The 25,918-nt window shown below is 69.7% G+C and carries 30 protein-coding genes; 19 read left to right on the top strand and 11 right to left on the bottom strand.

The window, feature by feature from the left end; translation table 11 throughout:
• Window positions 1-86: 86 nt before the first annotated feature.
• Together VGC56_RS01300 and VGC56_RS01295 are read right to left on the bottom strand one after the other, a co-directional pair.
• Complete coding sequence (locus VGC56_RS01300; RefSeq protein WP_464122739.1) at window positions 87-1,343, bottom strand: eCIS core domain-containing protein; 1,257 nt, start codon at window positions 1,341-1,343, stop codon at window positions 87-89.
• A gap of 117 nt (window positions 1,344-1,460) precedes the next feature.
• A complete protein-coding gene (locus tag VGC56_RS01295) occupies window positions 1,461-1,670 on the bottom strand; it encodes a hypothetical protein (protein WP_464122738.1) in 210 nt (69 codons plus the stop codon).
• A 207-nt stretch (window positions 1,671-1,877) separates the two neighbouring features.
• Between VGC56_RS01295 and VGC56_RS01290 the strand changes: the two genes are divergently transcribed.
• A complete protein-coding gene (locus tag VGC56_RS01290; RefSeq protein WP_464122809.1) occupies window positions 1,878-4,739 on the top strand; it encodes a M16 family metallopeptidase in 2,862 nt (953 codons plus the stop codon).
• Window positions 4,740-4,866: 127 nt separating this feature from the next.
• On the opposite strand, the gene VGC56_RS01285 is transcribed toward VGC56_RS01290, so the two are convergent.
• Window positions 4,867-5,934, bottom strand: coding sequence for a 5-(carboxyamino)imidazole ribonucleotide synthase (locus VGC56_RS01285; RefSeq protein WP_464122737.1), 1,068 nt, complete (start codon window positions 5,932-5,934; stop codon window positions 4,867-4,869).
• On the bottom strand, window positions 5,931-6,407 hold the full coding sequence (gene purE, locus VGC56_RS01280) for a 5-(carboxyamino)imidazole ribonucleotide mutase (protein ID WP_464122736.1): 477 nt from the start codon (window positions 6,405-6,407) through the stop codon (window positions 5,931-5,933). The genes VGC56_RS01285 and purE overlap by 4 nt, the downstream gene beginning before the upstream one ends.
• A 93-nt stretch (window positions 6,408-6,500) precedes the next feature.
• Here purE and VGC56_RS01275 point away from each other — a divergent pair, with 93 nt between their 5' ends.
• Window positions 6,501-7,076, top strand: a complete 576-nt coding sequence (locus VGC56_RS01275) for a GGDEF domain-containing protein (RefSeq protein ID WP_464122735.1) — start codon at window positions 6,501-6,503, stop codon at window positions 7,074-7,076.
• A 4-nt stretch (window positions 7,077-7,080) separates the two neighbouring features.
• Here VGC56_RS01275 and gpmA read toward each other — a convergent pair whose 3' ends face one another.
• From gpmA to VGC56_RS01260, 3 genes are read right to left on the bottom strand one after another with little or no spacing between them, the layout of a single operon-like run.
• The gene (gene gpmA, locus VGC56_RS01270) at window positions 7,081-7,767 is read right to left on the bottom strand and encodes a 2,3-diphosphoglycerate-dependent phosphoglycerate mutase (protein ID WP_464122734.1); all 687 of its coding nucleotides are present in this window, start codon (window positions 7,765-7,767) and stop codon (window positions 7,081-7,083) included.
• 1 nt (window position 7,768) lies between these two features.
• Complete coding sequence (locus tag VGC56_RS01265; protein ID WP_464122733.1) at window positions 7,769-8,899, bottom strand: M14 family metallopeptidase; 1,131 nt, start codon at window positions 8,897-8,899, stop codon at window positions 7,769-7,771.
• On the bottom strand, window positions 8,896-9,531 hold the full coding sequence (locus VGC56_RS01260) for a DUF4136 domain-containing protein (RefSeq protein ID WP_464122732.1): 636 nt from the start codon (window positions 9,529-9,531) through the stop codon (window positions 8,896-8,898). Before VGC56_RS01260 ends, VGC56_RS01265 begins: the two co-directional genes overlap by 4 nt.
• 95 nt (window positions 9,532-9,626) lie before the next feature.
• On the opposite strand from VGC56_RS01260, the gene galE reads away from it, so the two are divergent.
• The 6 genes from galE to VGC56_RS01230 all read left to right on the top strand — a co-directional run bounded on the left by galE (window position 9,627) and on the right by VGC56_RS01230 (window position 14,451).
• Window positions 9,627-10,640, top strand: a complete 1,014-nt coding sequence (gene galE, locus VGC56_RS01255; protein ID WP_464122731.1) for a UDP-glucose 4-epimerase GalE — start codon at window positions 9,627-9,629, stop codon at window positions 10,638-10,640.
• A gap of 11 nt (window positions 10,641-10,651) precedes the next feature.
• Complete coding sequence (locus tag VGC56_RS01250; RefSeq protein WP_464122730.1) at window positions 10,652-11,815, top strand: aspartyl/asparaginyl beta-hydroxylase domain-containing protein; 1,164 nt, start codon at window positions 10,652-10,654, stop codon at window positions 11,813-11,815.
• Between the two features lie 111 nt (window positions 11,816-11,926).
• A complete protein-coding gene (gene ykgO / locus VGC56_RS01245) occupies window positions 11,927-12,052 on the top strand; it encodes a type B 50S ribosomal protein L36 (RefSeq protein WP_006833921.1) in 126 nt (41 codons plus the stop codon).
• Between the two features lie 81 nt (window positions 12,053-12,133).
• A complete protein-coding gene (locus VGC56_RS01240; RefSeq protein ID WP_464122729.1) occupies window positions 12,134-12,751 on the top strand; it encodes an HAD family hydrolase in 618 nt (205 codons plus the stop codon).
• 60 nt (window positions 12,752-12,811) lie between these two features.
• Window positions 12,812-13,576 carry a histidine phosphatase family protein gene (locus VGC56_RS01235; protein ID WP_464122728.1) on the top strand — a complete coding sequence of 255 codons (765 nt, stop codon included), beginning with the start codon at window positions 12,812-12,814 and terminating at the stop codon, window positions 13,574-13,576.
• The gene (locus tag VGC56_RS01230; RefSeq protein ID WP_464122727.1) at window positions 13,573-14,451 is read left to right on the top strand and encodes an NAD(P)H-hydrate dehydratase; all 879 of its coding nucleotides are present in this window, start codon (window positions 13,573-13,575) and stop codon (window positions 14,449-14,451) included. Before VGC56_RS01235 ends, VGC56_RS01230 begins: the two co-directional genes overlap by 4 nt.
• A 34-nt stretch (window positions 14,452-14,485) precedes the next feature.
• Here VGC56_RS01230 and pyk read toward each other — a convergent pair whose 3' ends face one another.
• Window positions 14,486-15,976: a pyruvate kinase gene (gene pyk / locus VGC56_RS01225; RefSeq protein WP_464122726.1), complete on the bottom strand. Its 1,491-nt coding sequence runs from the start codon at window positions 15,974-15,976 to the stop codon at window positions 14,486-14,488.
• A gap of 229 nt (window positions 15,977-16,205) precedes the next feature.
• On the opposite strand from pyk, the gene VGC56_RS01220 reads away from it, so the two are divergent.
• The 6 genes from VGC56_RS01220 to VGC56_RS01195 all read left to right on the top strand — a co-directional run bounded on the left by VGC56_RS01220 (window position 16,206) and on the right by VGC56_RS01195 (window position 21,025).
• Window positions 16,206-16,451, top strand: a complete 246-nt coding sequence (locus tag VGC56_RS01220; protein WP_464122808.1) for a DUF2312 domain-containing protein — start codon at window positions 16,206-16,208, stop codon at window positions 16,449-16,451.
• A gap of 219 nt (window positions 16,452-16,670) precedes the next feature.
• Window positions 16,671-17,414 (top strand): YebC/PmpR family DNA-binding transcriptional regulator, encoded by a 744-nt coding sequence (locus VGC56_RS01215; RefSeq protein ID WP_464122725.1) that lies wholly within the window; start codon window positions 16,671-16,673, stop codon window positions 17,412-17,414.
• A 144-nt stretch (window positions 17,415-17,558) separates the two neighbouring features.
• Complete coding sequence (gene ruvC / locus VGC56_RS01210; protein ID WP_464122724.1) at window positions 17,559-18,056, top strand: crossover junction endodeoxyribonuclease RuvC; 498 nt, start codon at window positions 17,559-17,561, stop codon at window positions 18,054-18,056.
• An 86-nt stretch (window positions 18,057-18,142) separates the two neighbouring features.
• A complete protein-coding gene (gene ruvA / locus VGC56_RS01205) occupies window positions 18,143-18,742 on the top strand; it encodes a Holliday junction branch migration protein RuvA (protein WP_464122807.1) in 600 nt (199 codons plus the stop codon).
• 2 nt (window positions 18,743-18,744) lie between these two features.
• Window positions 18,745-19,764, top strand: a complete 1,020-nt coding sequence (ruvB, locus tag VGC56_RS01200) for a Holliday junction branch migration DNA helicase RuvB (protein WP_464122723.1) — start codon at window positions 18,745-18,747, stop codon at window positions 19,762-19,764.
• Between the two features lie 10 nt (window positions 19,765-19,774).
• Window positions 19,775-21,025 carry a DUF3089 domain-containing protein gene (locus VGC56_RS01195; RefSeq protein WP_464122722.1) on the top strand — a complete coding sequence of 417 codons (1,251 nt, stop codon included), beginning with the start codon at window positions 19,775-19,777 and terminating at the stop codon, window positions 21,023-21,025.
• On the opposite strand, the gene VGC56_RS01190 is transcribed toward VGC56_RS01195, so the two are convergent.
• Genes VGC56_RS01190 through VGC56_RS01180 form a run of 3 tightly spaced genes read right to left on the bottom strand, consistent with a single transcriptional unit; the run spans window position 20,961 to window position 22,039 of the window.
• The gene (locus VGC56_RS01190) at window positions 20,961-21,383 is read right to left on the bottom strand and encodes a hypothetical protein (protein ID WP_464122721.1); all 423 of its coding nucleotides are present in this window, start codon (window positions 21,381-21,383) and stop codon (window positions 20,961-20,963) included. The two genes, VGC56_RS01195 and VGC56_RS01190, sit on opposite strands and share 65 nt — an antisense overlap.
• Before the next feature lie 4 nt (window positions 21,384-21,387).
• Window positions 21,388-21,597, bottom strand: coding sequence for a helix-turn-helix transcriptional regulator (locus VGC56_RS01185; protein WP_464122720.1), 210 nt, complete (start codon window positions 21,595-21,597; stop codon window positions 21,388-21,390).
• The gene (locus VGC56_RS01180; RefSeq protein WP_464122719.1) at window positions 21,590-22,039 is read right to left on the bottom strand and encodes a hypothetical protein; all 450 of its coding nucleotides are present in this window, start codon (window positions 22,037-22,039) and stop codon (window positions 21,590-21,592) included. The genes VGC56_RS01185 and VGC56_RS01180 overlap by 8 nt, the downstream gene beginning before the upstream one ends.
• 137 nt (window positions 22,040-22,176) lie before the next feature.
• On the opposite strand from VGC56_RS01180, the gene VGC56_RS01175 reads away from it, so the two are divergent.
• The 5 genes from VGC56_RS01175 to tolB all read left to right on the top strand — a co-directional run.
• Window positions 22,177-22,635 carry a YbgC/FadM family acyl-CoA thioesterase gene (locus VGC56_RS01175; RefSeq protein ID WP_464122718.1) on the top strand — a complete coding sequence of 153 codons (459 nt, stop codon included), beginning with the start codon at window positions 22,177-22,179 and terminating at the stop codon, window positions 22,633-22,635.
• Window positions 22,632-23,318: a protein TolQ gene (gene tolQ / locus VGC56_RS01170; protein WP_464122717.1), complete on the top strand. Its 687-nt coding sequence runs from the start codon at window positions 22,632-22,634 to the stop codon at window positions 23,316-23,318. Before VGC56_RS01175 ends, tolQ begins: the two co-directional genes overlap by 4 nt.
• A 149-nt stretch (window positions 23,319-23,467) precedes the next feature.
• A complete protein-coding gene (gene tolR, locus VGC56_RS01165) occupies window positions 23,468-23,911 on the top strand; it encodes a protein TolR (RefSeq protein ID WP_464122716.1) in 444 nt (147 codons plus the stop codon).
• The gene (locus tag VGC56_RS01160; RefSeq protein WP_464122715.1) at window positions 23,911-24,756 is read left to right on the top strand and encodes a cell envelope biogenesis protein TolA; all 846 of its coding nucleotides are present in this window, start codon (window positions 23,911-23,913) and stop codon (window positions 24,754-24,756) included. The genes tolR and VGC56_RS01160 overlap by 1 nt, the downstream gene beginning before the upstream one ends.
• Window positions 24,753-25,918, top strand: a 1,166-nt coding sequence (gene tolB, locus VGC56_RS01155) for a Tol-Pal system beta propeller repeat protein TolB (RefSeq protein WP_464122714.1), incomplete at its 3' end; no start/stop codon positions are given. The genes VGC56_RS01160 and tolB, both read left to right, overlap by 4 nt.

The following is a 25,918-nucleotide window of genomic DNA, read 5'->3' as shown; positions in this document are numbered from 1 at the left end:
GCTTCAGCAACACAAGCCGCATACGCCGTCACCGGGCGATTCGGATGAACGCCACTTCAGCGGTCGATCCGCAGGCGCGCTCGAGCCTACATGAAGTCCTCGGCTGGCGCCTGAGCGGCATCGGCTGCCGCAACGGTGAAGGAATCGTACATATTTTGAGCAAAGGTCTCGCAGCTGTTGCGCATCGGCTCATAGTCGCCGGCGGCGTTTGCGATGTCCAGGAACGCCTGGTACAAATGCCTCCCCGTCAGCCCATCCTTGGTCGCCTCCGCCGCCTGCTGGTCAGGCCGGCCCGCGGCATTGTAGATGACGGTATAGCGCGCTGCGGTGAGATGGATCTTGACGTCGATAGCGCCGACTTTGCACCAGAAGGAGAAGTGCGTCGCCGGGTGGACGGGCCGCTCGAGGAGAGCGTCGGTCACCTCATCTTCCAGGCCGAGGCCGAAGAAATCGTCCACGGACCAAGCCCTTCTCGGCCCTTCAAGGGTCGGCGGCATATCTTCGGCGGCATCCTTCACGCCGATCAACGTCCCGTCATAGTCCCACCCGGCCTCCCCATCGAGCTCCGCCGGCGCCTGATCCGCATCATCGCCACCGTCCTCGCCGGCATCATGTTCCGCCGCCTCCGCAATGACATAGATCGGCCCCGCCGCGTGTCCGTCCGCCTCCTCATGCCGGTCGTTCGTTTGCATCATGCCGTCGCCGGGTTCGTTGTCGGCCCACATCACCTCGCCGTCCATCCGCAGCCAATAGCATTGTGCCACCAAGGCGGATGCGCCAGCGGGCCGCAGGGCCTGCAGCGGAGCGCCACCAAGCTTGATGCGATCCGCCATCAGGTCGGCTTCGTGTTCGAGGCGGCGATCGTCGTTGACGGCGACGCCGGTTCGCAAGGCCCCGGTCGCCCGCACGCGCCCCTGTTTTTGCTGGACCAGATGCCATGCCTCGTGGGGTAGATGCCGCTCCTGCCCCGGGCCCAAGTGGATGTCGCTGCCCCTCGCATATGCGAGGGCGCCCAGCTTCGCCGGCTGGGCCGAATTCCGGTGCACCCGCACGTCGTCCATCGACAGGCCCGACAGCGCCTCCACCCCCGCCTTCAGCCGATCCGGCAGCCCGGTGAGGTTGCGGCGCGGGGCCGGTTCCGGTGGGCTGGGCTGCGTCGGCGCGGGTGCGGCGGCGGCGCGGGTTTCGGCGCGACGGTCGAGGAGACGCGTCGGTTCGGCGACACGCGCCTCGGTGTGGCGGTTCAGCAGTTCGGCACGGGGACCGGCGCCGCGTGCGGCGTCAACCTCCCGCGCCCCGGCTGGGGCCGCGATCTTGCGTTCGGCTGCGGCATGCTCGGCCAAGGGCGTTCTCCGGTTCGTGACGGACTCGGGCACGCTGCGCCGACGGGCGCGGCGTGACACTGCGCCTCAGCTCGGCGGCTGGCGAGCGTTATTTGAACCACTTCCGGCGGCATTGCCTCAGCGGCGGCCGCCCCAGGGGATGTACGGCGCGGCGGGCGCGTCCTCGCCGAGGAGGGCGTCGATCTCGCGCAGCTCCTCCTGAAGCTGGGCTGTGAGGCCGCGATAGTCCGGCGGTCCGCCCTGCGCGGAGGTCGCGACGGTCCTGAAGTCCATCGCGTCGAGCTGCGCGACGATGGTTGCGCGGGCGTCGAGGAGTTGCTGCCTCATCGGCGGTTCCGGTTCGGCCGCCTTCTCGCCTCCTGCACGGGCCGACCGTAACGGATGCGGAGCAGTTGTACCACAATCCTGAGGCCCGCCTCTTCCCAGCGCGCCGGCCGACCCGCCCGCGCCGCAATGCCATCCCGCCGTTGCAGCGGGTGGGGCCGCCGCTATGGTGCGCGCGACATGAGACTCGGAGACGTGCCAATGCGCCGGATGTTGCTTGCCCTCACGCTCGGCGTCGCGCCGCTCCCCCTCTCCGCTGCAGGAGCGCAGCCGGCACCCCGTCCCGCGCCCGCCGCGCCGCTCTCGGCGCTCGTCGCCCAGGTGAACATTCCGTACCAGCAGTTCACGCTGCCCAACGGGCTGCGCGTCATCGTGCACGAGGACCACAAGGCACCGGTGGTCGCGGTTTCGGTCTGGTATCATATCGGCTCGAAGGACGAGCCCCGCGGCAAGACCGGCTTTGCGCACCTCTTCGAGCATTTGATGTTCTACGGCTCGGAGAATGCGCCGGGCAATTTCTTCAGCCGGCTGGAGGATATCGGCGCGACCGACTGGAACGGCACGACCTGGTTCGACCGTACCAATTATTTCGAGACGGTGCCGACCGGGGCGCTCGACCGGGCATTGTTCCTCGAATCCGACCGGATGGGGCATCTGCTCGGGGCGGTGACGCAGCAGACGCTCGATCTCCAGCGCGGCGTCGTCCAGAACGAGAAGCGGATGGGCGACAACGAGCCCGGCGGCCTCAAAGAATATGCCGAGCTCGCCGCGCTCTTCCCGGAAGGGCATCCGTATCGCCACCCGACGATCGGCTCGATGACGGACCTGAACGGCGCCAAGCTCGAGGACGTGAAGGGCTGGTTCCGCGCCCATTACGGGCCGAACAACGCGGTGCTGGTGCTGGCCGGCGACATCGACCTCGCCACCGCGCGGGCCAAGGCGGAGCGCTGGTTCGGCGGGATTCCCCGTGGGCCGGAGACGCCGCGGACCGACGTGCCGGTGCCGAGCCTCGCCGCGCCGGTCGACAAGGTGATGCACGACCGCGTCGCCACGGTCACGATCTCGCGCGAATGGGTGGTGCCGGGCGTCAACGACCCCGACACCAATCAGCTCGATCTCGCCGCCTCGATCCTCGGCGGCCTTGGCAGCTCGCGGCTCGACAACGCGCTGGTGCGCAAGGAAAAGATCGCCGTCGGCGTCTCGGCCGGCGTCCAGCAGTTCGAGAAGATCTCGCTGCTCAACGTCACGGCGCGGGTGCGGCCGGGCGCAGACCCGGCTCTGGTGGCGCGGCGGCTCGACGAGATCGTCGCCGATTTCCTGCGGAACGGCCCCACCGCCGACGAGGTGCAGCGCGCGGCGACCTCGAGCGTCGCTGGAACGATCAAGGGCCTGGAGCAGGTCGGCGGCTTCGGCGGCAAGGCGGTGACGCTCGCCGAGGGCGCGGTCTATTCGAACGATCCCGCCAAATACAAAAGCGATCTCGACGAACTGGCCCGCGCCACCCCGGCGAGCGTCGCCGCGGCGGCGCGCAAGTGGATGGGGCGACCCGCCTACCGGCTCACCGTCTCGCCCGGCGAGCGCAGCGCCGAGGACATCGCCACCGCGGGCAGCGTGGTGCGCCACCCCGCCTATTTCCGCAGCCCCGCCGAGGGCGGCGCGCCGGCCCCGGCGACGCCCTCGCCCGCGGCGGCGGCTCCGCCCGCGCCCAAGATCGTCGAGCCGCCGGTGCAGCCGGTGAAGGCGCTCGCCTTTCCGGCCGTCGAGCGGGCCCGGCTGTCGAACGGCATCGAACTGGTGTTCGCACGGCGCACCGCGGTGCCTTTGGTCGAGGTGGCGGTGACGTTCGACGCGGGCAACGCCGCCGACGATCGCGCCAAGCTCGGCACCGAGGCCTTGCTCCTGTCCTTGCTCAAGGAAGGCACGGCAACCCGCGATTCGACCGCCATCGCCGAGGAGCAGGAGCGGCTCGGGGCCGGCATCGGCGCCAACGCCTCGATGGACCGGACGACCGTCTCGCTCTCGGCGCTGAAGGCCAACCTCGCCCCCTCGCTCGACCTCCTCGCCGACGTGGTGCGCAACCCGGCCTTCCGCCCCGACGACGTCGAGCGCAAGCGGGCGGCGCAGCTCGCCCAGATCGCCGAGGAGAAGACGCAGCCGCAGGGCCTGGCGCTCCGCGTCCTGCCGCCGCTCCTCTACGGCACCGCCCATCCCTACGGTGTGCCGTTCACCGGCTCGGGCGACGAGAAGGGGGTGCAGGCGGCGACCCGCGCCGACCTCGTCGCCTTCCATCAGCGCTGGCTGCGGCCCGACAATGCGGCGATCTTCGTCGTCGGCGACACCACGCTCGGCGAGCTGGTGCCGCTGCTGGAAGCGCGCTTCGGCAGCTGGCGCGCGCCGGCGGTGGCGAAGGGCGTGAAGCGCTTCCCGCCGCTCGCCGCGGCGCCGGCCGCCGGGCCGCGGATCATCCTCATCGACAAGCCGCAGAGCCCGCAATCGATGATCCTCGCCGGCGAGCCGCTCGCCGCGCGCGGCATCGACGATCCGCTGACGCTGACGGTCGCCAACGAAGTGCTGGGCGGCAGCGCCACCTCGCGCCTGATCATGGACCTCCGCGAGGCCAAGGGCTGGGCTTATTATGCCGGCTCGCAGGTGCAGCTGGTGCGCGAGCAGATGCCGCTCCTGATCTTCGCGCCGGTGCAGACCGACAAGACCGGCGAATCGATCGCCGCGGCGGTGGCGGACATCGAGGGCTTCCTCGGCACTAAGGGCGTGACCGGGACCGAGCTCGGCCAGACCATCAACAACCAGGTGCTGAGCCTCGCCGGGGAATTCGAGACCAGCGGCGCGGTGCTCGGCGGGATCATGCGCAACGCCTCGCTCCACCGGCCGGACGATTATTACGTCCGCCTGCCGGCCCGTTACCGCGCGATGACCGCCGCCGATCTCGACGCGGCGGCGCGCAAGGCGGTGGATCCGAAGCGGCTGGTCTGGGTGGTCGTCGGCGACGCCGCCAAGGTGCGTCCCCAGCTCGATGCCCTCCACATGCCGGTGGAGGTGATGACGGCGCGGTAAGACGTAGGGGACGGGACTGCCCCTACCGGAGCGCGGAAGAGGGGACAGTCACTTTCACCCGCGGCGTCGCCGTTTCGATCACGGCCGTGCGGGAAAGTGACTGTCCCGGGCCAGCCGCTGTCCCCGGTCAGCCGATGAGTCTCGTCACGTGCCCCATCTTGCGGCCCGGGCGGGCCTCGTCCTTGCCGTAGAGGTGGAGATGGGCGCCGCGCTCGGCGAGGATCTCGGGCCAGCGCTCCACCTCGTCCCCAATCAGATTCTCCATCTCCACGCCGGCTGCGGTGAGGGCGCTCGAGCCCAGGGGCAGCCCGCAGATGGCGCGGATATGGTTCTCGAACTGCGAAGTCTGGGCGCCCTCGATCGTCCAGTGGCCGCTATTGTGGACGCGCGGCGCCATCTCGTTGAACACCGGCCCCTCCGCCGTCGCGAAGAATTCGAGCGCCAGCACGCCGACATAATCGAGCGCGTCGGCGACCCGCTCCGCAAGCGCCGCCGCTTCGGCCGCCTGGCCGGCGATGGCGGCCGGCGCGGGGACCACCGCCCGATGCAGGATGCCGCCGCGATGCACGTTCCAGGTCGGCTTGTAGGTGACGCTGGCGCCGTCATGGCCGCGGGCGATCAGGATCGAGAATTCGTGGCTGAAATCGACGAAGCCTTCGACGATCGAAGGCTGGCGTTTGACCGCGTGCCAGGCCTGGCGCGCATCGCCGGGCGCGTCGATCCTCGCCTGCCCCTTGCCGTCATAGCCCATGCGGATCGTCTTGATGATCGCCGGCACGCCGATCCTCTCCAGCACCGGGATCAGCTCCTCGAAATCGTTGGCCACGCCGAAGGGCGCGGTGCGGCCGCCGAGATCCTGGACGAACGCCTTCTCGGCATAACGCACCTGGGCGATTTCCAGCGCGTTGAGCCCCGGCAGCACCGGCACCTTGTCGGCGATCAGGGCGAGCGCGCCGACGGGCACGTTCTCGAACTCGTAGGTGACGACGTCGCAGGCCTCGGCAAAAGCGGCGAGCCGGTGGGACTGGTGGTACGAGGCTTCGGTGAAGGCGGAGGCGACGTCGTTGGCCGGGCCGCTGGCCGGGGCGAAGACGTGGATGCGGTAGCCGAGCTGGGCGGCGGCCATGCCCAGCATCCGGCCGAGCTGCCCGCCGCCGACGATGCCGATCGTGGAGCCCGGCGGGATCGTCTTCATTCGGGGGTTTCGGCGACGCCGTCGGTCTGGCGCTGCCGCCACTCTGCGAGCCGCGCCGCAAGCGCCTCGTCGTTCAAGGCGAGGATGGCGGCGGCGAGGAGGGCGGCGTTGATCGCGCCGGCCTTGCCGATGGCGAGGGTTCCGACCGGGACGCCGCCCGGCATCTGGACGATCGAGAGGAGGCTGTCCAAGCCCGACAGCGCCTTGCTCTCGACCGGCACGCCGAGCACCGGCAGCGCCGTCATCGACGCCGCCATGCCCGGGAGGTGGGCCGCGCCGCCCGCGCCGGCGATGATCACCTGGAGGCGGCGCGCCGCGGCGCCCGTCGCATAATCGTAGAGCCGCTGCGGCGTGCGGTGGGCGGACACCACCTTCGCCTCGTGGGCGATGCCGAGCGCGTCGAGCGTCCCGGCCGAATGGCGCATCGTCTCCCAATCGGAGCGGCTGCCCATGATGATCCCGACCTTCGCCATCGCAGCGTCCCTTCCCGGCGGAGCGGCTCGTCTAACGGGCCGTCTGCCGTGAGGCTAGGCCTTCGTTAACCGAGGCGGGCTAGAGGTGAGGGCATGTCCAGGCACAGCTCCGAATTCGCCGGCACGCCGGTCGAGACCGAGGACGAGAACGCGCTGCTGCGCGCCGCCCTCGCCGAGGCGCAGCAGCGCATCGCCACCCTCGAGGCCCAGGCCGAAGTCGACGGCGTCACGCCGCTGCCGGGCGCGGGGCGCTTCCGTACCGAGCTGGAGCGGGTCGTCGGCCTCTCCGAGCGGCATGGAACGCCGGCGGCGGTGGTCGGCATTGCTTTGAAGGGCCTCGACGCGATGGGCGAGGATCACGGCCATTTCGCCGCCGACGCCGCGCTCGTCCATGTCGCCCGATTGCTGTGCGGCCTCATCCGCACCACCGACGTCCTCGCTCGCACCGGGCCGGCCGAATTCGGCCTGATCCTCGACCATCTCGACCTCGACAGCGCCATCGACGCCGGCGAACGGCTCGGCCGCTGCATCGAGGCCAGTCCCCTCGATCTTGGCCACATCCAGCTGCCGCTCCACGCCGCTGTGGTGACCACCGGCATCCTTGCCGGCGACAAGGCGGAGGACGTGCTGGAACGCTGCCGCAGGAGCCTAGCGCGGGCGGCGGGGTGAGAGCCTAGCGCTCGCTCAGATAGTAACGATCGAGGGCGTTGAGGCTGTCGTCCAGCTCGTAGACGATCGGCTGGCCGGTCGGGATTTCTAGGCCGGTAATCTCGTCGTCGGGGATGTGCGACAGGTGCTTGACCAGCGCCCTGAGCGAATTGCCGTGGGCGGAGATCACCACCCGCTGGCCGGCGTGGAGGGCGGGGGCGATGCGGCTTTCCCAATAAGGCAGGACGCGGGCGATCGTATCCTTGAGGCTCTCGGTCCTGGGCACGTCGATGCCGGCATAGCGGCGGTCGTGGGAGAGGTCGTAGGGGCTCCCAGCCTCCATCGGCGGCGGCGGGACGTCGAACGAGCGGCGCCAGATGTGGACCTGGGCGTCGCCATGCTTCGCCGCCGTTTCCGCCTTGTCGAGGCCGGTGAGGCCGCCATAATGGCGCTCGTTCAGATGCCAGTCCTTCTCGACCGGCAGCCACAGCCGGCCCATCGCTTCCAGAGCCAGGTTCAGCGTCTTGATGGCGCGGGTCTGGACGCTGGTGAAGCAGAGGTCGAAATCGAGCCCCTTGGCGGCCATCAGCGCGCCGGCCTGCCGCGCTTCCTCGATGCCCTTGTCGGTCAGGTCGACGTCCCACCAGCCGGTGAAGCGGTTCTCCAGATTCCACGCCGACTGGCCGTGGCGGATCAGCACCAGCCGCGGCATGTCAGCGCCTCGCCGGCAGATCGTCGAGAATAATGTGGAGCGCGTCGAGGCAGGCGCGGGCGAGGAGGCGGCAGCGGTCGGGCGACCATCCGTAGACCTCGTCGGGCAGGTCCTCATTGTCCTTGAACGGCATTTCGAGCGTCATCGACACGGCGCCGAACCGCTCGGCGAGCTGCGCGGTCGACATCGACATGTTGGCCTGGCCGGGCTTGGCGATCTCATAGCCCTTGGAGGTCTGGAAATCGGGGGTGACGCGAACGAGCTCGGCGGCAAAGCGGTCGAAGGCCTGCTGCTGGCGTTCCGTCCAGCTCGGGATGCCCTCGAAGCCGGCGAGGAAATTGGCGGCGATCGCCTCGTCGCCATGGACGTCCATCGCGAAGTCGACACCCGTTTCGTCCATTGCGTTGCGGACGCACAGCACTTCGGGGCTGCGCTCGGCGGAGGGCTCGTGCCATTCGCGGTTCAAGTTGGTGCCGACGGCGTTGGTCCGAAGGTGGCCGCGGCGCGAGCCGTCCGGATTCATGTTCGGTACGATGTGGAAGGTGCAGCGGCGACGGAGGATTCGGGTGACGGGGTCGCTCTCGTCCATCAGCCGGCCGAGCGCGCCTTCCATCCACCATTCGGCCATCGTCTCGCCGGGATGCTGGCGGGCGTAGAGCCAGACCTGCAGCGGCCCCTCGCCGATGCGCAGATAGTCCATGTCCTGGCCGTCGAGCGTCTTGCCGAGCGAGCGGTATGCGACGCCCGGCGCGGCGGCGACCTCGGCGACGAGATCGTGGTGCATCTCCATCGTGTAGGGCGCGAAATAGGCGACCCAGAGGCTGTCCGTCTCCGGGGTCACCGAGATGGTGAGGAATCCCCCGGCATAGGCGGTGTCGGCCCGCTCCCAGGTGTCGCGATCGTAGGACAGGCAGGCGCGGTATCCGTCCCAGCCGTGCGGGTAGGCGGAGCCGGCGCAATTGACGATGCGCAGCTGAAGCGGCCGGCCCTTGGCGCCGGTCACCCGGAAATAGAACCATTGGTAGAAATCGGACTGGTGGTCCTTCTGGATTTCCACGTCGATGCAGTCGCCTTGGGCGGCGACCAGACGAATGTTGCCGCCGTCAAAGGCGCTCGTGATGCTGAGGGTCATCGCGGCGTGATAGTGCGGCCCGATTCCCCGGGGAAGTCCCCAAACATCGCCGCTGCCAGCCGCTCGACCGCCGCCGCCGGCTGGGCGAGCGGGCTGCGCGCCGAGACTTCGCTGCGGCCGCGGCCTTCCCAAATGACGCTGCCGTCCGAGCGGCGCTTCAGGCGGACTTCGAGGCTGGTGCCGGTCACCGCGCGAGGCCCGCCGCCGCCGCCGATGCCGAAGCTCGCCCCGCCGCCGACGCCGCCGCGCCAGCCGCCGGTGCCGCCACCGACGCCGATGGTGACGGGCGGCCGCCGCCGCGGACCTTCATGGGTGCCCTGCTCGACATTGACGACCGCCACCTGCTCGGAGGCGCCCACTGTGCCGACCACGGTCCAGCCGAGCCGGGTCAGCTGGCGCGCGACGATGTCTTCATAGGTGCGGTATTCGGGGCTGTTGGTCAGCGCCGGATTGGCCGCCTCGACCGCGATGGTCGAGCGGGCGATCGGCTGGCCGAGGTGGAAGCGGGTGACTTCCGCAAAGCCCGGTTCGCCGGGGCCGCGCGGGCCGGGCCCGCCGCCCGTCTCGGTCGAACAGGCCGCCGCGCCGAACGCGGCGAGGAGGATGACGTTGCGCGAGAAAGCCGATTTCATTCCGTCACCTCATCGTCTAGCCGGCGCTTCATATACGGGCTGGAACGATCCGGCACCCGATTTCGCTGCATCCTCGTTTCGGAGCCGTGCCTTTCATGAACGATTCTCGAAAGCCAGCAATCCTCGTCACCGGCGGCGCCGGCTATATCGGCAGCCACGCCGTCCTCGCGCTTCTCGACGCCGGCTGGCGCGTGGTAGTGATCGACAACCTCACCACCGGCTTCCGCTGGGCGGTGCCGGAGGCGGCGACGTTTGCCGAGGGGGACATCGCCGACCAGGCGCTGGTCGCCCGGCTGATCGCCGAGCACGGGATCGGCGCGATCATCCACTTCGCCGGGTCGATCGTCGTTCCCGAATCGGTCGAGAACCCGCTCAAATATTATGAGAACAACACCGTGAAGAGCCGCTCGCTGATCGAGAGCGCGGTGAAGGGCGGGGTGCGCCACTTCATCTTCTCCTCGACGGCGGCGACCTACGGCATTCCCGAGCAGGTGCCGATCACCGAGACGATCCGCACCCAGCCGATCAATCCCTATGGCTGGTCGAAGCTGATGACCGAGCGGATGCTCGCCGACACCGCCTTCGCCCACCCGCTCAATTATTGCGCATTGCGCTATTTCAACGTCGCCGGCGCCGACCCTCAGGGCCGCTCGGGCCAGTCGACCGCGGGCGCGACCCACCTCATCAAGGTCGCGGTGGAGGCGGCGGTGGGGAAGAGGAGCCACGTCTCCGTCTACGGCACGGATTACGACACGCCGGACGGCACCGGCGTGCGCGATTACATCCACGTCAGCGACCTCGCCCGCGCCCATGTCGATGCGCTCGGCAAGCTGATCGACAAGCCTGAGGAAAGCTACGTGATGAACTGCGGCTACGGCCGCGGCTTCTCGGTGCTGGAGGTGCTCGACGCCGTGGACCGGGTCACCAACATGAAGATCGAGCGCAAGCTGGAGGCGCGCCGCGCGGGAGATCCCGACGCCCTCGTCGCCGACAACGGCAAGATCCTCGCCACCCTGCCGTGGCGCCCGCAGCTCGACGACCTCGACACCATCGTCGCCCACGCCCTCGCCTGGGAGCGGGTGCTGGCGGAGCGCGCTGCCGGCCGGTAAGACCTCCGCCGATGCAGCCGCTTTCGAACCAGGAGGCCGAACGGATCGTCCGCGCCGGCGCCGCCGCCTTGCAGCAGGGCCGCCCCGACGCCGCGCGCGCTGAATTCGAGAAGGTGGCGGCGAGCGGCCGCGCCTCCGCGCAGGTGTGGCTGCTCCTCGCCCATGCCTGCCGCGAGGGCGGCGACACGGCGGCGGCGGAAGCCGCGCTCGACCGGCTGCTCGCCGGGGAGCCGCAGAACCTCTGGGGCCTCATCCAGAAAGGCGATGCCCGCGCCGCCGCCGGCGACGGCCGCGCCGCCACCGCTTTCTACAAGAAGGCGCGGCAGGTGGCGGCGGGGGTCGGCGAACTGCCGCCCGACTACGCGCGCGAGATGGAGCGGGTGGAGCGGGCGATCGGCGAGGCGGAGGCGCATTACAAGGCGCATCTCGAGGAGGCGCTCGCCGCCCGTGGCTTCGGCCCCGGCGCGCGCAGCCCGCGCTTCCAGCAGTCGCTCGCCATCCTCGCCGGCGAGAAGCCGATCTATTACCAGCAGCCGACCAATTATTTCTTCCCCGAGCTGCCCCACATCCAGTTCTTCGACCGCGCCGCCTTCCCGTGGGCCGCGGCCGTCGAGGCGGCGACGGCAGACATCCGCGCCGAGATCATCGCGCTGATGGACGATAAGGGCGCCTTCCAGCCCTATCTCGTCGCGGCGCCGAACCGGCCGCGCACCGACTTCCACGGCCTCGCCGACAATCCCGAATGGAGCAGCCTCTACCTTTGGGAGAATGGCGCGCCGGTCGCGGAGAATGTCGCGCGCTGCCCCAAGGCCTATGAAGCGCTGCTGCAGGCGCCGATGCCGCACATCAGCACCCGTGCGCCGGTCGTCATGTTCTCCCGCCTCGCGCCCGGCGCCCGCATCCCGGCGCATACCGGCATGCTCAACGCCCGCCTCATCTGCCATTTGCCGCTGATCGTCCCGCCCGGCTGCGGCTTCCGCGTCGGCAACGAGGTCCGCGAATGGGAGGAGGGCAAGCTCCTCATCTTCGACGATACGATCGAGCACGAAGCCTGGAACGACAGCCGCGAGGACCGGGTCATCCTGATCTTCGACATCTGGCGGCCCGAGCTCAGCGACGGCGAGCGCGCCGCGGTGGCGGCGATGTTCGAGTCCGTCGATTCCTATGGCGGCTGAGCCCGCCCGCCGCCCAAGGCCGCGGCTTGACTTCACGCCCCCTGCCGACTAGGTGAGCGCCTCGCTTTTCCAGCAGACAATTCGACACGAACAGGCAGGCGTTTTCGAGCCATGAAGATCCGCAATTCCCTGAAGTCCCTCAAGTCGCGCCACCGCGACTGCCGCGTGATCCGCCGCCGGGGCCGCACCTACGTGATCAACAAGACCAACCGCCGCTTCAAGGCGCGCCAGGGCTGAGGATTCCGATCAAAGTGGTACTTTGATCGGGTTTGAAGTGCAGGTTTCCTTCCTCCCGGGCGAAGTTGAGGGGCGTCCCGCATGAGCGCTGAGCGCCCCAATGCCGTCGTGTTCGATGTCGGCAACGTGCTCTACGGGTGGGACCCGGAAGCCTTCCTCGCCCGCCAGATCCCGGAAGATGCGCGCCGCCTCGCCTTTATCGAGGAGACCGGGCTGTGGGACTGGCACGACAGTCTTGACGGCGGCCGCGCCTATGACGAGGCGGCGGCGGAGCTCAGCGAGAAATTCCCCGATTACGCCGCCTATATCGCCGCCTGGGGCGCGCGCTTCGGCGAGACGATCACCGATCCCGTCCCCGGCGTCCATGCGCTCGTCGCAGAGCTCGACGCGCGGGGCGTGCCGCTCTTCGCGATCACCAATTTCTCGGCCGATTTCTGGACGCCGTTCCGGGCGCGCGAGGACGCCTTCTTCCGCGTTTTCCGCGACATCGTCGTCTCCGGTGAGGAGAAATTGCTGAAGCCGGACCCGGCGATCTACTTCCGCGCCCTCGACCGCTTCGGCCTCCAGCCCCACGAGGCGCTGTTCGTCGACGACCGCCAGATCAACGTGGAGGGCGCCGAGGCCGTGGGGATGCACGCGCATCTGTTCACGGATGCCGAGGGCTTGCGCAAGCAGCTGGAGGCGGAGGGGCTATTGTAGCTCGTCCCCGTTCCGGGAGGATCGGTGCAACCCTCGCCGTACCTCGCGCGTAACGACTTCATGAGACAGCGTTGGCCCGCCCGCATGTGGCTCGTCCGGCACGGCGAGAGCGCCGGCAACGTCGCGCGCGACGCGGCCGATCGCGCCGGCGTCGGCATGATCGACCTCGCCGTGCGCGACGTCGACGTGCCGCTGAGCCCGCTCGGCCGGCGCCAGGCCGATGCGCTCGGCCAGTGGTTCGCCAAGCTCCCGGAAGACGAGCGGCCCGAGGTGGTGATGGCCTCGCCCTACGTCCGCGCCCGCGAGACCGCCGACGCCATCGTCCGGGCGGGCGGCACCGCGGGAGATTTCGCCAAGGTCATCGTCGACGAGCGGCTGCGCGAGCGCGAGTTCGGCATCTTCGATCGCCTCACCACCGTCGGCATCCGCGAGAAATATCCCGAGCTGGCCGAGCAGCGCACCTTGATGGGCAAATTCTACCACCGCCCGCCCGGCGGCGAGAGCTGGGCCGACGTCATCCTGCGCCTCCGCAGCGCGCTCGACACGATCAGCCTTCATTATGCAGACCGCCGCGTGCTCATCGTCTGCCACCAGGTGGTGGTGATGTGCATGCGCTACATTTTGGAAGGGATGGACGAGGCCGAGGTGCTGGCGATCGACCGCACCAGCAGCGTCGTCAATTGCGGGGTCTGCGAATATGATTTCGAGCCCGACGACGCGGCGATGTGCGTGCCGACCCTGGTCCGCTACAACCACGCCGCGCCGCTCACCCAGGAGGACGCGCCGGTCACCGCAGAGCCCGAGACGATCGCGGGGGCCCGGTGAGCGAGGTTCTTGAGCTCAACCGCGAGCGGCTCCGCGACTTCCCGCTCCCTTACCATCCGGACGACAGCGACAAGGAAGGGCGCGGGAGACTGCTGGTTGTGGCGGGAAGCCGCGAACTGGCCGGCGCCGCCTTGCTCGCCGGCATCGGCGCGCTCCGGGCCGGCGCCGGCAAGCTCCAGATCGCCACCGCCGCGAGCATTGCCGTGCCGCTCGCCATCGCCGTCCCGGAAGCGCGGGTGATCGGGGTCGAGGAGACGGAGGAGGGCTGCCTCGCCGCCGATGCGGTGGAAAGGATGATCGGCTGGTGCGAGGGGGCGCAGGCGATCCTGCTCGGCCCCGGCCTCCAGCACGGGCCGCCGCTCGACGCGATGCTAGACGGCCTGCTCGCCGCCAGCCTCGACCGGCCGCTCGTCCTCGACGCCGCCGTGCTCGGCTCGCTGGCGCCGCGTGCGGAGACGCTGAAGGCCTGGAAGGGCGGCGTCGCGCTCCTCCCCCATTCGCGCGAGATGGCGCGGCTGCTCGATTGCGAGGCCGAAGAGGTGGAGGCGGACCCGCTCGCCGCCGTCCGCCGCGCCGCCGGGACGTTCGGCGCGGTGGCGATGGTCAAGGGCCAGTACAGCCACATCGTCCACCCGGACGGCCGCGCCTTCCGCTTCGAAGGCGGTGGCGTCGGCCTCGCCACCTCGGGCTCCGGGGACACGCTCGCGGGCATCGTCGCCGGCCTCTGCGCCCGCGGCGCCGACCCGCTCACTGCGGTGCTGTGGGGCATCTACCTCCACGGCGAAGCGGGGCGGCGGGTGTCGGCGAGGGTGGGGCGAATCGGTTTCCTGGCCCGGGAGCTGCTCGACGAAATCCCGGGATTGTTGCCGGAGTAATGCCTCCCCATCTTCCAGATGGGGAGGCAGAAGATCACCGTGCCGCTTCGGCCTTCCTGTGTCGCTCCAGTTCGTCGCCGATCAGGCGGACGATGTGGATGACGTTCGTCGAGCCCGGTGTCCCGAACGGCACGCCGGCGATGATGGCGATGCGGTCGCCGCCGCGGGCGACGTCGTGGCGCAGCGCCATGCGCTTGGCCTTGGCGACCATCTCTTCAAAACTCTCGACGTCCCGGGTGCGGACCGCATGCGCGCCCCACAGCAGGCCGGTACGCCGCGCGGTGGCGAGTTTGGGGGTGAGGACGAGGAGCGGCACCGAGGGGCGTTCCCGCGAGATGCGCCGCGCGGTCGAGCCCGAGGAGGTGAAGCAGACGATCGCCTTGGCGCCGACCGTGTCGACCATCGCGTGCGCGGCCTGGGCGATCGCGTCGGCGGTGGTGGCGTCGGGCGCGGTCTGGGTGAAGTGGACGCGCGCCGCATAGCCGGGGTCCGATTCGACCGAGGTGGCGATCGAGTTCATCATCGTCACCGCCTCGCAGGGGAACTGTCCCGAGGCGCTTTCCGCTGACAGCATCACCGCGTCGGCGCCGTCATAGACCGCCGTCGCGACGTCCGAGACTTCGGCGCGGGTCGGGGTCGGCGCGGTGATCATCGATTCGAGCATCTGCGTCGCCACCACGACCGGGCGGCCGAAGCGGCGGGCGCTCTCGACGATCATCTTCTGCAAGGGCGGCACGTCCTGCGGCGGCATCTCGACGCCCAGGTCTCCGCGCGCGACCATCACCGCGTCGGCCAGCTCGAGGATGGCGTCCAGCCGCTCGATCGCCGCCGGCTTCTCGATCTTGGCGAGGAGGGCGGCTCGCCCGGCGATCAGCCGCCGCGCCTCGGCCACGTCCTCGGGCCGCTGGACGAAGGAGAGCGCGATCCAGTCGACATGGTGGTCGAGCGCGAAATGGAGGTCGGCGCGGTCCTTGTCGGTCAGGGCGGCGAGCGGCAGCACCACGTCGGGGACGTTGACGCCCTTGTTGTTCGAAATGCGTCCGCCGACTTCCACCACGGTCTCGATCCGATCCGGCGTCGCCGACAGCACCCGCTGGACGATCTTGCCGTCGTCGACGAGGAGCCGCGTGCCGGGCACGACGCCGCCGAAAATCTCCTTGTGGGGAAGCTCGGCGCGGGTCGCGTCGCCCAGGGCGTCGCTACGGTCGAAGGCGAAGTGCTGGCCGTTCTTCAAGTCCGCGCCGCCGCCCTCGAACTTGCCGACGCGGAGCTTCGGCCCCTGCAAATCGGCGAGGATCGTCATCGGCCGGTCAAGATCCTTCTCCAGGCCGCGGATGATCTCGATCACCTTGGCATGGTCGGCATGGGTGCCGTGGCTCATGTTGACGCGGAAGGCGTCGGCGCCCGCTTCGACCAGCCGCCGGATCATCTCGGGCGAGTTGCTCGCCGGGCCCAGGGTGGCGAGGATCCGGACCTTGCGGGTGCGGGGGACGAAGCGGCTGGGGACGGTCTCGCTGGTGGCCATGGGTGGCGGAATAGCCACTCTCGCCGGCAGTTCAACCTTCGCTTTCGCGAGGCGCTTGAGGAAGGCCGCGCGGGCTTCTACGGCTGGGCCTTCACGGATTCGCAAAAGAGCCGGGGTGGACGCGGGCTGCAAGGCCCGCCGCCGCGGGGGCTCGGCTTGAAAGGACATTGAGAACATGGCGGACGCGGGGACTTCGGTGGACGGGATTTCAGCCGGCGGCAGCACGTCGATGGGCGGTAAGGGCACCGTGGCGGCGGACGAATTGCGCCTGCTCATCGAGCGCGCCGAGCGGCTCGAGGAAGAGAAGAAAGCCATCGCCGACGACATCAAGGACGTCATGGCCGAGGCCAAGGCGCGCGGCTACGACACCAAGGCGATCCGCACCATCATGCGCATCCGCAAGAAGAAGAAGGAGGAGTTCCAGGAAGAGGAAGCCATCCTGGAAACCTACATGGCCGCTTTGGGGATGATCTGAAGCCAACCTCCCCTACCGGATTTTCCGGGAGGGGATCGAGGGGTGGGCTCTTTCTGAGGCGGCGGCCTGCGCGTGCGCCGGAAAGGACCCGCCCCCCGCCCCTCCGGGAAAACGGGAGGGGAGGCTTGCCGAGCCTCTGCCAGCCTCCCGTTGCGAACCGCCGTGCCTCTCGGCTAACGAGGTCGCGATCCCGACAGCAAGAAGGACGAAGCCGCGGACATGGCCGGCCATTCCAAATTCAAGAACATCATGCACCGCAAGGGCGCGCAGGACAAAAAGCGCTCGGCGATGTTCTCCAAATTGAGCCGCGAAATCACCGTCGCGGCGAAGATGGGCACGCCCGATCCGGACATGAACCCGCGCCTCAGGGCCGCGGTCCTCGCCGCCAAGGCGCAGTCGATGCCCAAGGACAATATCCAGCGCGCGATCGACAAATCGGCGGTGGGCGAAGGCGATAATTACGAAGAGGTGCGCTACGAAGGCTTCGGCCCCGGCGGCGTGTCGCTGATCGTCGAGGCGCTGACCGACAACCGCAACCGCACCGCCACCAACGTCCGCACCGCGTTCGCGAAGAATGGCGGCAATCTCGGCGCATCGGGTTCGGTCAGCCACGGTTTCGGCCGCGTCGGCCTCATCGCCTACCCGGCCTCCGCCGGCACCCCCGACCAGATCCTCGAAGCCGCCATCGACGCCGGCGCCGACGACGTCGAATCGGACGAGGAGGGCCATGAGATCTGGACCTCGATCGACAATCTCCACCCCGTCGCCCGCGCCCTCGAGGCCGCACTCGGCGAGGCGGAGAGCGTCAAGCTCGCCTGGCGTCCCGCAACCCCGGTCGACGTCGACGGCGACGCCGCCGGCCAGCTCCTCAAGCTCATCGATTCGCTGGAGGAGGACGACGACGTCCAGACCGTCTGGGGCAATTACGAAGTCTCCGACGAAGTGATGGAGAAGCTGGGCTAGGATGCGCGCAGAGACGCAGAGACGCAGAGTGGCCGCATCCCTGCCGACGCGAGGCGTCATCTTACGGGAACCGAATGGAAAAGGCGCTGACGCGCCTGACCGCACCGGACTCTCTGCGTCTCTGCGTCTCTGCGCGAACCTCACATGATCATCCTCGGCCTCGATCCGGGGCTTGGCTGCACCGGCTGGGGGGTGATCGCCGCCGAGGGAAATCGGCTGAGCCACATCGCCAACGGGCAGATCCGCACCGATCCGAAGGCGGCGCTGCCGGCGCGGCTGCTGGCGCTGCATGCGGCGCTCGGCGACATGCTGGCGGCGCATCGGCCGGATGCGGCGGCGGTCGAGGAGGTGTTCGTCAACGACAACCCGCAATCGACGCTGAAGCTCGGCCAGGCGCGCGGCGTGGTGCTGCTCGCTGCAGCGGGCCTCGGCATCGCGGTCGGCGAATATGCCCCGCGGCTGGTCAAGAAGGCGGTCGTCGGCACCGGCGGCGCGGACAAGGCGCAGGTCCACGCCATGGTTTCCCGCCTCCTTCCGGGCGTGAAGATCGCCGGCGCCGACGCGGCGGACGCCCTCGCCGTCGCCATCACCCACGCCCACCACCTCGCCAGCGCCCGCGCGTTGGGGCGGACCGCGGCCTGAGCGGCGCACGAGGAAGGGAGGGCTTCGACAAGCTCAGCCCGAACGGTTAGTGCTTGAGCCATGAAGCCGAAGACCTCCCTCACCCGATGATCGCCAAGCTGCGCGGCCTGCTCGACGGCGCCACCGCCGATCATGCGGTGATCGACGTGAACGGCGTCGGCTACCTCGTCTTCGCCTCGACGCGCACGCTCTCCAGCCTCGGCGCCAACGGCGGCGAGGTGGTGCTGCATACTGTGATGCAGGTCAGCGACGACGACATTCGCCTGATCGGTTTCGCCAGCGGCGAGGAGCGCGACTGGTTCACCCTGCTCCGCTCGGTCCAGGGCGTCGGTGCCAAGGTAGCGCTTGCCATTCTCTCGGCGCTGTCGCTGGACGAGCTCCACCGCGCCGTCGCGTCCGGCGACAGCGCGATGATCGCCCGCGCCAACGGCGTCGGTCCGAAGCTCGCCCAGCGCATCGCCCATGAGCTGAAGGACAGAGCCGGCGCCGTCGCCCTCGGCACCGGCGCGGCCGGCGCCCCGCCCGCCCCCGGCAGCCTCGGCGCCGACGCCGCCTCCGCGCTCGCCAACCTCGGCTTCCGCCCCGCGGATGCCGCTGCGGCGGTGGCGAAGGCGGAGGCGGAGCTGGGCCCCAGCGCCACGCTGGACGCGCTGGTGCGCACCGCTCTTAAGAAGGCCGCGCGTTAATTGTGACCGACGACCGCCTCACCACCCCGAGCCGCCGCCCCGAGGATATCGACGCGGCGCTTCGGCCGAAGACGCTCGACGAGTTTGTCGGGCAGAAGGCGGCGCGGGAGAATCTTCGGGTTTTCATCGCGGCTGCGAAGGCGCGGGGGGATGCGCTGGACCATGTGCTGTTCTTCGGGCCGCCGGGGCTGGGCAAGACGACGCTGGCGCAGATTATCGCGCGCGAACTTGGCGTTGGGTTTCGGGCGACGTCCGGGCCCGTCATCGCCAAGTCGGGCGACCTTGCGGCGCTGCTCACAAATTTGGAGGACGGCGACGTCCTGTTCATCGACGAGATCCACCGCCTGGCGCCGGCGGTGGAGGAGATCCTCTACCCCGCGATGGAGGATCGGGCGCTCGACCTCGTCATCGGCGAGGGCCCTTCGGCCCGGTCGGTCCGGATCGACCTGCCGAAGTTCACGCTCGTCGGCGCTACGACGCGGCAGGGGCTGATCACGACGCCCTTGAGGGACCGGTTCGGCATACCGGTGCGGCTCAATTTCTACACGGTGGACGAGCTCGAGCAGGTGGTGCGGCGGGCCGCGGGGCTGCTCGGCCTCGACCTCACCGAAGCCGGCGCCGGCGAGATCGCCCGCCGCTCGCGCGGCACCCCCCGCATCGCCGGCCGCCTGCTGCGCCGGGTCCGCGACTTCGCCCACGCCGCCGGTCATGAGCGGGTCGACGCCGCCGATGCCGACGCCGCGCTCAACCGGTTGGAGGTCGATTCCCTTGGCCTCGACGCGATGGACCGCCGTTACCTGAACATGATCGCCGACATCTATCGCGGCGGCCCGGTCGGCGTGGAGACGCTCGCCGCCGGCCTCTCGGAACCGCGCGACACGATCGAGGAAGTGATCGAGCCCTATCTCATCCAATTAGGGCTCGTCGCCCGCACCGCCCGCGGCCGCTGCCTTAACGGCCGCGCCTGGACCCATCTCGGCCTGACGCCTCCGAAGACGGCGCAGGACGGCCTGTTCGACTGAAGGGGGATACATGCTCACCACCATCGCCGCCGCGCTCCTCGCCGCCCAGCCCGCCCCGGCCCCGGCCCCGGCTCCGGCCGCGCCGCCGCCCGCGCCGGCCCGCGCCGTGGAGGGCCTCACGCCGCGGCTCGCCGAAGCGCCGGACTATAAGGAGGACGCGCCCTGGCTGTGCCTGCCGGGCCGGGTCGACAGCTGCTCGCGGCCGCTGCCGACGACGGCGCTCGGCCCCAACGGCTACGGCGCGACCGGGCAGGCGGTGCCGAACGCGCAGGCCAAGGTCGATTGCTTCTACGTCTACCCCACCGTCTCGCGCGATCCGGGCATGAACAGCGACCTCGCCGCCGGGCCCGAGGAGCAGGGCGCGGCCTGGGTGCAGATGGGCAAGCTGGCGAGCGTCTGCCGGCCGTTCGCCCCAGTCTACCGCCAGCTCACCGCAACGGCGCTCGGCAGGGTGATGGGCGGCGGCGTCGATCCCAGCGCCAACTTCGTCATCGCCTATAACGACGTCCTGGCCGCCTGGCGCGAGTTCCTCGCCCATCGCAACCAGGGACGACCGTTCATCCTCGTCGGCCACAGCCAGGGCTCAATCCACCTCCAGCGCCTCATCCAGGACGAGATCGACGGCAAGGCGATCGCCGGGAAGATGGTGTCCGCGGTGCTTCTGGGCTGGCCCGTCGAGGTGCCGACGGGGAAGACGGTCGGCGGCACGTTCAAGCATGTCCCGCTCTGCACCAGGGGCGGCGAGACCGGCTGCGTGCTCACCTGGATGACCTTCCGCGCCGAGGCGCCGCCGCCCGATCCCTCCTTCCTCGGGCGCGCCAAGGGGGCGGGGATGACCGCCGGCTGCACCAACCCCGCCGCGCTCGGCAGCGATGCGCCGGCGAAGCTGGAGTCCAACTGGTTCACACTGCCCCGGCCGAACGCGCCGGCGATCGCCTGGTCGAGCGAGGGGCCGCCGCCGACCCTGTTCGTCCGCACCGAGGGGCTGGTGACGGGGCGCTGCACCCACAGCGGCACCGCCGGCTATCTGGCCGTGAGCGTCAACACCGTTCCCGGCGCGAAGTGGACGAATGCGATTCCGGGCGACGTCTACATGCTCGGCCAGATCAACAAGGGCTGGGGCATGCACCTTGCGGACATGAACATCGCGCAGGGCGATCTCGTCCGGGTGCTCGCCGCGCAGGTAGCAGCGACGGTCAGTGGAGGCGCCACTCCAGCCAGGCATAGCGCAGCAGCGCCGCCGAAATCGCGCCCGCGCTGACGATCTTGAGCGCGTCACCCGCGGCGATCGGCGTGAGCCACTCGCCGACATAGCAGGCAAGGGCGAGCAGGATTGCCGCGTAGAAGCCGAGCGCGAGGGCGCGGCTGCGATTCTGCAGCGACAATTCGTCGTTGAGGAGGGCGCGGACGCGTCCGCCCGGCCGGAGGCCGCCGCCGTTCCACAGGATGAAGGTCCACAGGCCGATCACCACCAGCCAGCTGCCGCCGCGCCCGCCGGCGCTGGCATATTGTGCATCGCCATATTGCAGCCACACGTTGAAGATCAAAACGGTGGCGGCGAGCGCCATGATGAGGGCGCGGGCGCGGCCCAAACGTTCGGCCTTTTCGATGTCGGTCATCAGATCAGTCCTGTTCGAGGGAAAAGAGGGCTTCGACGGAGCAGCCGAGCGCACGCGCCAGCTTGAGGGCGAGCGTCGTCGAGGGCACGAACACGCCGTTCTCCACCGTGTTGATCGTCTTCCGGCTGACGCCGACCATCTCGGCCAGCGCCGCCTGCGTGAGGTCGTTTTCGGCGCGGTGCTCGCGCAGGCGATTGGCAAGGCCTTCAGGCATCGCGGTACGCCCGCCGCTCCAGCATCCCGAAGCGGACGAGCGCCGCGCCGATGCCGCAGCTCATCACCAGATGGATCACGTCGCGCCCCCCGAGCGGCTCGAACAGGCCGAGGACATAGAGGCCGATGCAGGCGATCATCGCGGCAAAGAAGGCGAAGCGGAAGGCGTCGGTGCGATGCGCCTGCGTCACCTCGTCGTTCATCAGCGCGCGCACCTCGCGCGAGCGGAACCAGGAGCCGCCGGTGGCGAGCACGAGGAGCAGGACGATCGACATGACCAGCCAGGCGGCGATGCGGATGTGGTCCACCGGGCGGCCGGAATCGACGTTCGGCCCACTGAAATAGCTCGCCTGCTGCGTCAGGAAGAAGATCGCGAACACGGGCAGGAGGCGCGCCCGCTTGCGGCCGAGGCGCTCGGCGGTTTCGTAGTCGGTAGTGGTCATCGCTCATCCCCCTGGTAACCTTGAGGTGACATGTAACCTTTGCGTTACACAGCTGTCAACGCAGAATCGGCGCGGCCCGCCGACCCTCTCGCGCTTTGTGCTTGCGGGCCGGAATCGCCGCACCCTAGAGCCGGGGCATGGCCGAGGATGCGGTGAGACCGGCGGACGGGGTGATGCGGGGCGGGACGCACCTCTTCCCGCTGCGCGTCTATTTCGAGGATACCGACGTCGCCGGCATCGTCTATTACGCCAATTACCTGCGGTTCATGGAGCGCGCGCGGTCCGACATGCTCCGCCTCGCGGGTATCGACCAGCGCGCGGCGCTGGAGGGCGGCGCCGGCGTCTATGCGGTCGCCGAAGTGTCGATCCGTTACAAGGCCCCGGGCAAGCTCGGCGACGACCTCATTGTCGCGACGCGGATCGAGGCGGTGCGGGCGGCGTCGGTACTTATTCAGCAGCGGGTCATGCGCGGCGATGAAGTGCTGGCGGACGCGCGGGTGACCGCCGCCTTCATCACACTGGAGGGGCGGCCGCAGCGCCAGCCGCGCGACTGGCTGGAGCGTTTCGAGAGGCTGATGGAGGACAAAGCGCAGTGAGTTTACCCGAGCTGGCGGGCGGCAGCCTCTCCCCGATCGCCTTGTTCCTGCGGGCCGACATCGTCGTCAAAGCGGTGATGGCCGGTCTCATCCTCGCCAGCGTCTGGACCTGGGCGATCATCGTCGCACATGCATTGAGGATCGGCCGCATCCGCAAAGGCAACGCCGCCTTCGAGCGCGACTTCTGGAAGGCGGACGATATCGACGGCTTCGTCGAGAAGCGCGGCAAGGACGCGCTGCCGAGCGCCAAGGTGGTCGGCGCCGGCATCGCCGAATGGCGGCGCTCGACCGCCGGCGACAAGATCGACCGCGACGGCGCCCGCACCCGTCTCGCCATGGTGATGCACTCGGCGCTGAGCGAGGCGGTCGACGACATCGCCGCCCGGCTCAACATTCTCGCCACGATCGGATCGGTGGCGCCGTTCGTCGGCCTGTTCGGCACCGTCTGGGGGATCATGCGCAGCTTCGGCGACATTGCCGGCGCCAACAATACCAGCCTCGCCGTGGTGGCGCCGGGCATTGCCGAGGCGCTGTTCGCGACGGCGCTCGGCCTGTTCGCCGCGATCCCGGCGGTCATCGCCTACAACCGCATGAGCTTCGGCATCAACCGCATGGAAGCGGGCCTCCAGCGCTTCGCCGACGCCTTCCACGGCACGTTGAGCCGGGAATTGGAGCGGGAATGAGGGGGATTCTTTATGCCTCCCCATCGCAGATGGGGAGGGGGACCACCGTAGGTGGTGGAGGGGTATTCACCCCCGCCGCGTCTGCCAAAGACCCCTCCACCACCTACGGTGGTCCCCCTCCCCCCGCTTCGCGCGGGGAGGCATAGAGCATGGCCCTTTCCCCCATCCTCGGGCCGAACCGCCGTTCCCGCCGCGCGCCGATGGCGGAGATCAACGTCACGCCGATGGTCGACGTGATGCTGGTGCTGCTGATCATCTTCATGGTGACGGCGCCGCTGCTGGTCGCCGGCGTCCCGGTCGACCTGCCCGAGAGCAAGGCCAAGGCGCTCGACCAGGAGCAGAAGCCGGTCCAGATCTCGCTCGACGCGTCGGGCGCGATCCACCTCGACGACCAGCCGGTCACCGCCGCCGGCCTCTCCGCCCGCCTGGCCGCGCTCGCCGCGAGTACGAAGGAGCCCGGTGGGCCCCGCATCTTCCTGCGCGCCGACCACCGGCTCGATTACGGGCGGGTGATGGCGGTGATGGGCGAGATCAATGCCGCCGGCCTGAGGAAGGTGGCGTTGGTCAGCACCCAGGGCGAGGGCCCGCGCTGATGGACCGGGCGGAGGCGACCGGGTTCGGCCTTGCCGCCTTGGGCCATCTCGCCTTGCTGGCGGCGCTGTCGCTCGCCTTTGCCGCCACCCGCATCAAGCCGCCGGCCCAGCAGCCGATCGAAGTCTCGTTCGTGGAGGAGGCCGCGCCGGTGAGCAGTGCGCCCCAAATCTCTCCGACGCCGCCGGCGGCGAAGCTTGCGCCGCTCGAGGGTCCTCCGGAACCGAGCGCCGCGCCTGCCCCGCCGGTGCCGGCGCCGCCGCAGGCCCAGCCGCTCCCGCCGCCGCCCCGGCCGCAGCCGGTCCACGCCGCCCCGGCTCCCGTGCCGGTCGCGCATCGTCCTGCGCCGCCGAAGCCGGCCCCCGCGCCCGCCGCGGCCAAGCCTGCACCGGCGAAACCTGCCCCATCCAAACCAGCGCCCGCAAAGCCCCAGTCGCGGCCCACGGGGCGGCTCTCCGGCCTCCTCGCCGGTCTCTCCAGCGAAGCGTCGAAGAGCCGCTCGGCAGCGGCGCCCGCGGCGGTAGCGAGCCCGGCCGTGCAATCCTCGATCGCCGCCGAGGTGCGGCGGCAGCTCAAGCCGAAATGGCAGCAGGTGGTGCCTAGCGGAGCGGACATCGAGCTGCTGCGCACCGAGCTCAGAGTGTCGCTCGGGCGCGACGGCAGCGTCACCCATGTCGAGCTGGTCGGCACCACCGGGGTCAACGCCAGCAACCGGCCGCAGCTCGCGCTCCACCAGGAGCGGGCGAAGAAGGCGGTGATGCTCGCCTCGCCCTTCCGGCTGCCCGCCGAATTTTACGACGCGTGGAAGCAAATGACCGTTACGGTCGACAAGAGGCTCACCCAATGATGTACCGCTTAGTCCCCGCTCTTGCCGCTCTCGCCCTGTGGGCAGCGCCCGCCGCCGCCCAGCTCCACGTTGACGTGTCGGCCGAGGGGACCGACAAGATGACCATCGCCATTCCCGTCATGCCCACCCCGCAGGCCGCCGAGACGCCCGCGGGCGGGACGGCGGCGCTCGGGCGGCAGGTGGCGGACGTCGTTGCGGGGGATCTTCGCAACAGCGGCCTGTTCCACCCGGTGGGTCCCGGCGGGATCCGCGAAATTCCCTTCCCCGAGGTCGCCGCGCCCGACTTCGCCGCCTGGAGCGGCGCCAACGCGCAGGCGCTGGTGGAGGGCTTCGTGCGCGCCGAGGCGGACGGGCGGATCACCGTCGGCTGCTACGTCTACGACGTCGCGCTGAAGAGCGAGCTCGCCCGCCAGGGCTTCGTCGTCGCCCCGCGCGACTGGCGGCGCGCCGCGCACAAATGCGCCGACACCATCTATTCGCGGCTGACGGGGGAGAGCCCGTTCTTCGACAGCCGCATCGCCTACATCGCCGAGAGCGGGCCCAAGGACCGGCGCGTCAAGCGGCTGGCGATCATGGATTCGGACGGCGCCAACCACCGCTTCCTCACCAACGGCCAGTCGGTCGTGCTCGGCCCGCGCTTCTCGCCGGACTACAAGCAGATCGTCTATGTGAGCTATGTCGAGAACCGGCCGCGCATCTATATCTACGACATCGGCACCGGCCGCCAGCGGGTGGTGACGGAGAGCGCCAACCAGACCTTCGCGCCGCGCTTCTCACCCGACGGGCGGTGGATCCTCTATTCGATGGCGGTGAACGGCAATACCGACGTCTATAAGGTGGCGGCGGCGGGCGGCGCGCCGCAGCGGCTGACCAACGCGCCGGGCATCGACGTCGGCGGCAGCTTCTCGCCGGACGGCGGCCGCATCGTCTTCGAAAGCGACCGCTCGGGCTCGCAGCAGATTTACGTGATGAACGCCGACGGCTCCAACCCGCACCGGATCAGCTTCGGCGGCGGGCGCTATGCGACTCCCGAATGGAGCCCGCGCGGAGACTTGATCGCCTACACCAAGATCGCCGGTAACTTTCGGGTCGGTGTGATGACTCCGGATGGCGGCGGCGAGCGGCTGCTGACCAACAGTTGGCAGGACGAAGCACCGAGCTG

It is taken from the genome of Allosphingosinicella sp., assembly GCF_036403745.1.
Classification (GTDB): Bacteria; Pseudomonadota; Alphaproteobacteria; order Sphingomonadales; family Sphingomonadaceae; genus Allosphingosinicella.
The sequence above is the reverse complement of the archived record's forward strand: the minus strand, read 5'-3'. Positions and strand labels throughout refer to the sequence as shown.

What these genes read in the sequence shown, in the direction of transcription:
- VGC56_RS01290 (WP_464122809.1), top strand. Translation starts at nt 1,878, where the DNA reads ATGTTGCTTGCCCTCACGCTCGGCGTCGCGCCGCTCCCCCTCTCCGCT.
- VGC56_RS01195 (WP_464122722.1), top strand. Translation starts at nt 19,775, where the DNA reads ATGCTCACCACCATCGCCGCCGCGCTCCTCGCCGCCCAGCCCGCCCCG.
- VGC56_RS01250 (WP_464122730.1), top strand. Translation starts at nt 10,652, where the DNA reads ATGCAGCCGCTTTCGAACCAGGAGGCCGAACGGATCGTCCGCGCCGGC.
- VGC56_RS01220 (WP_464122808.1), top strand. Translation starts at nt 16,206, where the DNA reads ATGGGCGGTAAGGGCACCGTGGCGGCGGACGAATTGCGCCTGCTCATC.
- tolR (WP_464122716.1), top strand. Translation starts at nt 23,468, where the DNA reads ATGGCCCTTTCCCCCATCCTCGGGCCGAACCGCCGTTCCCGCCGCGCG.
- VGC56_RS01240 (WP_464122729.1), top strand. Translation starts at nt 12,134, where the DNA reads ATGAGCGCTGAGCGCCCCAATGCCGTCGTGTTCGATGTCGGCAACGTG.
- VGC56_RS01285 (WP_464122737.1), bottom strand. Translation starts at nt 5,934, where the DNA reads ATGAAGACGATCCCGCCGGGCTCCACGATCGGCATCGTCGGCGGCGGG.
- VGC56_RS01215 (WP_464122725.1), top strand. Translation starts at nt 16,671, where the DNA reads ATGGCCGGCCATTCCAAATTCAAGAACATCATGCACCGCAAGGGCGCG.
- VGC56_RS01260 (WP_464122732.1), bottom strand. Translation starts at nt 9,531, where the DNA reads ATGAAATCGGCTTTCTCGCGCAACGTCATCCTCCTCGCCGCGTTCGGC.
- ruvA (WP_464122807.1), top strand. Translation starts at nt 18,143, where the DNA reads ATGATCGCCAAGCTGCGCGGCCTGCTCGACGGCGCCACCGCCGATCAT.
- VGC56_RS01265 (WP_464122733.1), bottom strand. Translation starts at nt 8,899, where the DNA reads ATGACCCTCAGCATCACGAGCGCCTTTGACGGCGGCAACATTCGTCTG.
- purE (WP_464122736.1), bottom strand. Translation starts at nt 6,407, where the DNA reads ATGGCGAAGGTCGGGATCATCATGGGCAGCCGCTCCGATTGGGAGACG.
- VGC56_RS01275 (WP_464122735.1), top strand. Translation starts at nt 6,501, where the DNA reads ATGTCCAGGCACAGCTCCGAATTCGCCGGCACGCCGGTCGAGACCGAG.
- VGC56_RS01190 (WP_464122721.1), bottom strand. Translation starts at nt 21,383, where the DNA reads ATGACCGACATCGAAAAGGCCGAACGTTTGGGCCGCGCCCGCGCCCTC.
- galE (WP_464122731.1), top strand. Translation starts at nt 9,627, where the DNA reads ATGAACGATTCTCGAAAGCCAGCAATCCTCGTCACCGGCGGCGCCGGC.
- VGC56_RS01160 (WP_464122715.1), top strand. Translation starts at nt 23,911, where the DNA reads ATGGACCGGGCGGAGGCGACCGGGTTCGGCCTTGCCGCCTTGGGCCAT.
- pyk (WP_464122726.1), bottom strand. Translation starts at nt 15,976, where the DNA reads ATGGCCACCAGCGAGACCGTCCCCAGCCGCTTCGTCCCCCGCACCCGC.
- VGC56_RS01175 (WP_464122718.1), top strand. Translation starts at nt 22,177, where the DNA reads ATGGCCGAGGATGCGGTGAGACCGGCGGACGGGGTGATGCGGGGCGGG.
- ruvC (WP_464122724.1), top strand. Translation starts at nt 17,559, where the DNA reads ATGATCATCCTCGGCCTCGATCCGGGGCTTGGCTGCACCGGCTGGGGG.
- VGC56_RS01295 (WP_464122738.1), bottom strand. Translation starts at nt 1,670, where the DNA reads ATGAGGCAGCAACTCCTCGACGCCCGCGCAACCATCGTCGCGCAGCTC.
- ykgO (WP_006833921.1), top strand. Translation starts at nt 11,927, where the DNA reads ATGAAGATCCGCAATTCCCTGAAGTCCCTCAAGTCGCGCCACCGCGAC.
- VGC56_RS01235 (WP_464122728.1), top strand. Translation starts at nt 12,812, where the DNA reads ATGAGACAGCGTTGGCCCGCCCGCATGTGGCTCGTCCGGCACGGCGAG.
- VGC56_RS01185 (WP_464122720.1), bottom strand. Translation starts at nt 21,597, where the DNA reads ATGCCTGAAGGCCTTGCCAATCGCCTGCGCGAGCACCGCGCCGAAAAC.
- gpmA (WP_464122734.1), bottom strand. Translation starts at nt 7,767, where the DNA reads ATGCCGCGGCTGGTGCTGATCCGCCACGGCCAGTCGGCGTGGAATCTG.
- VGC56_RS01180 (WP_464122719.1), bottom strand. Translation starts at nt 22,039, where the DNA reads ATGACCACTACCGACTACGAAACCGCCGAGCGCCTCGGCCGCAAGCGG.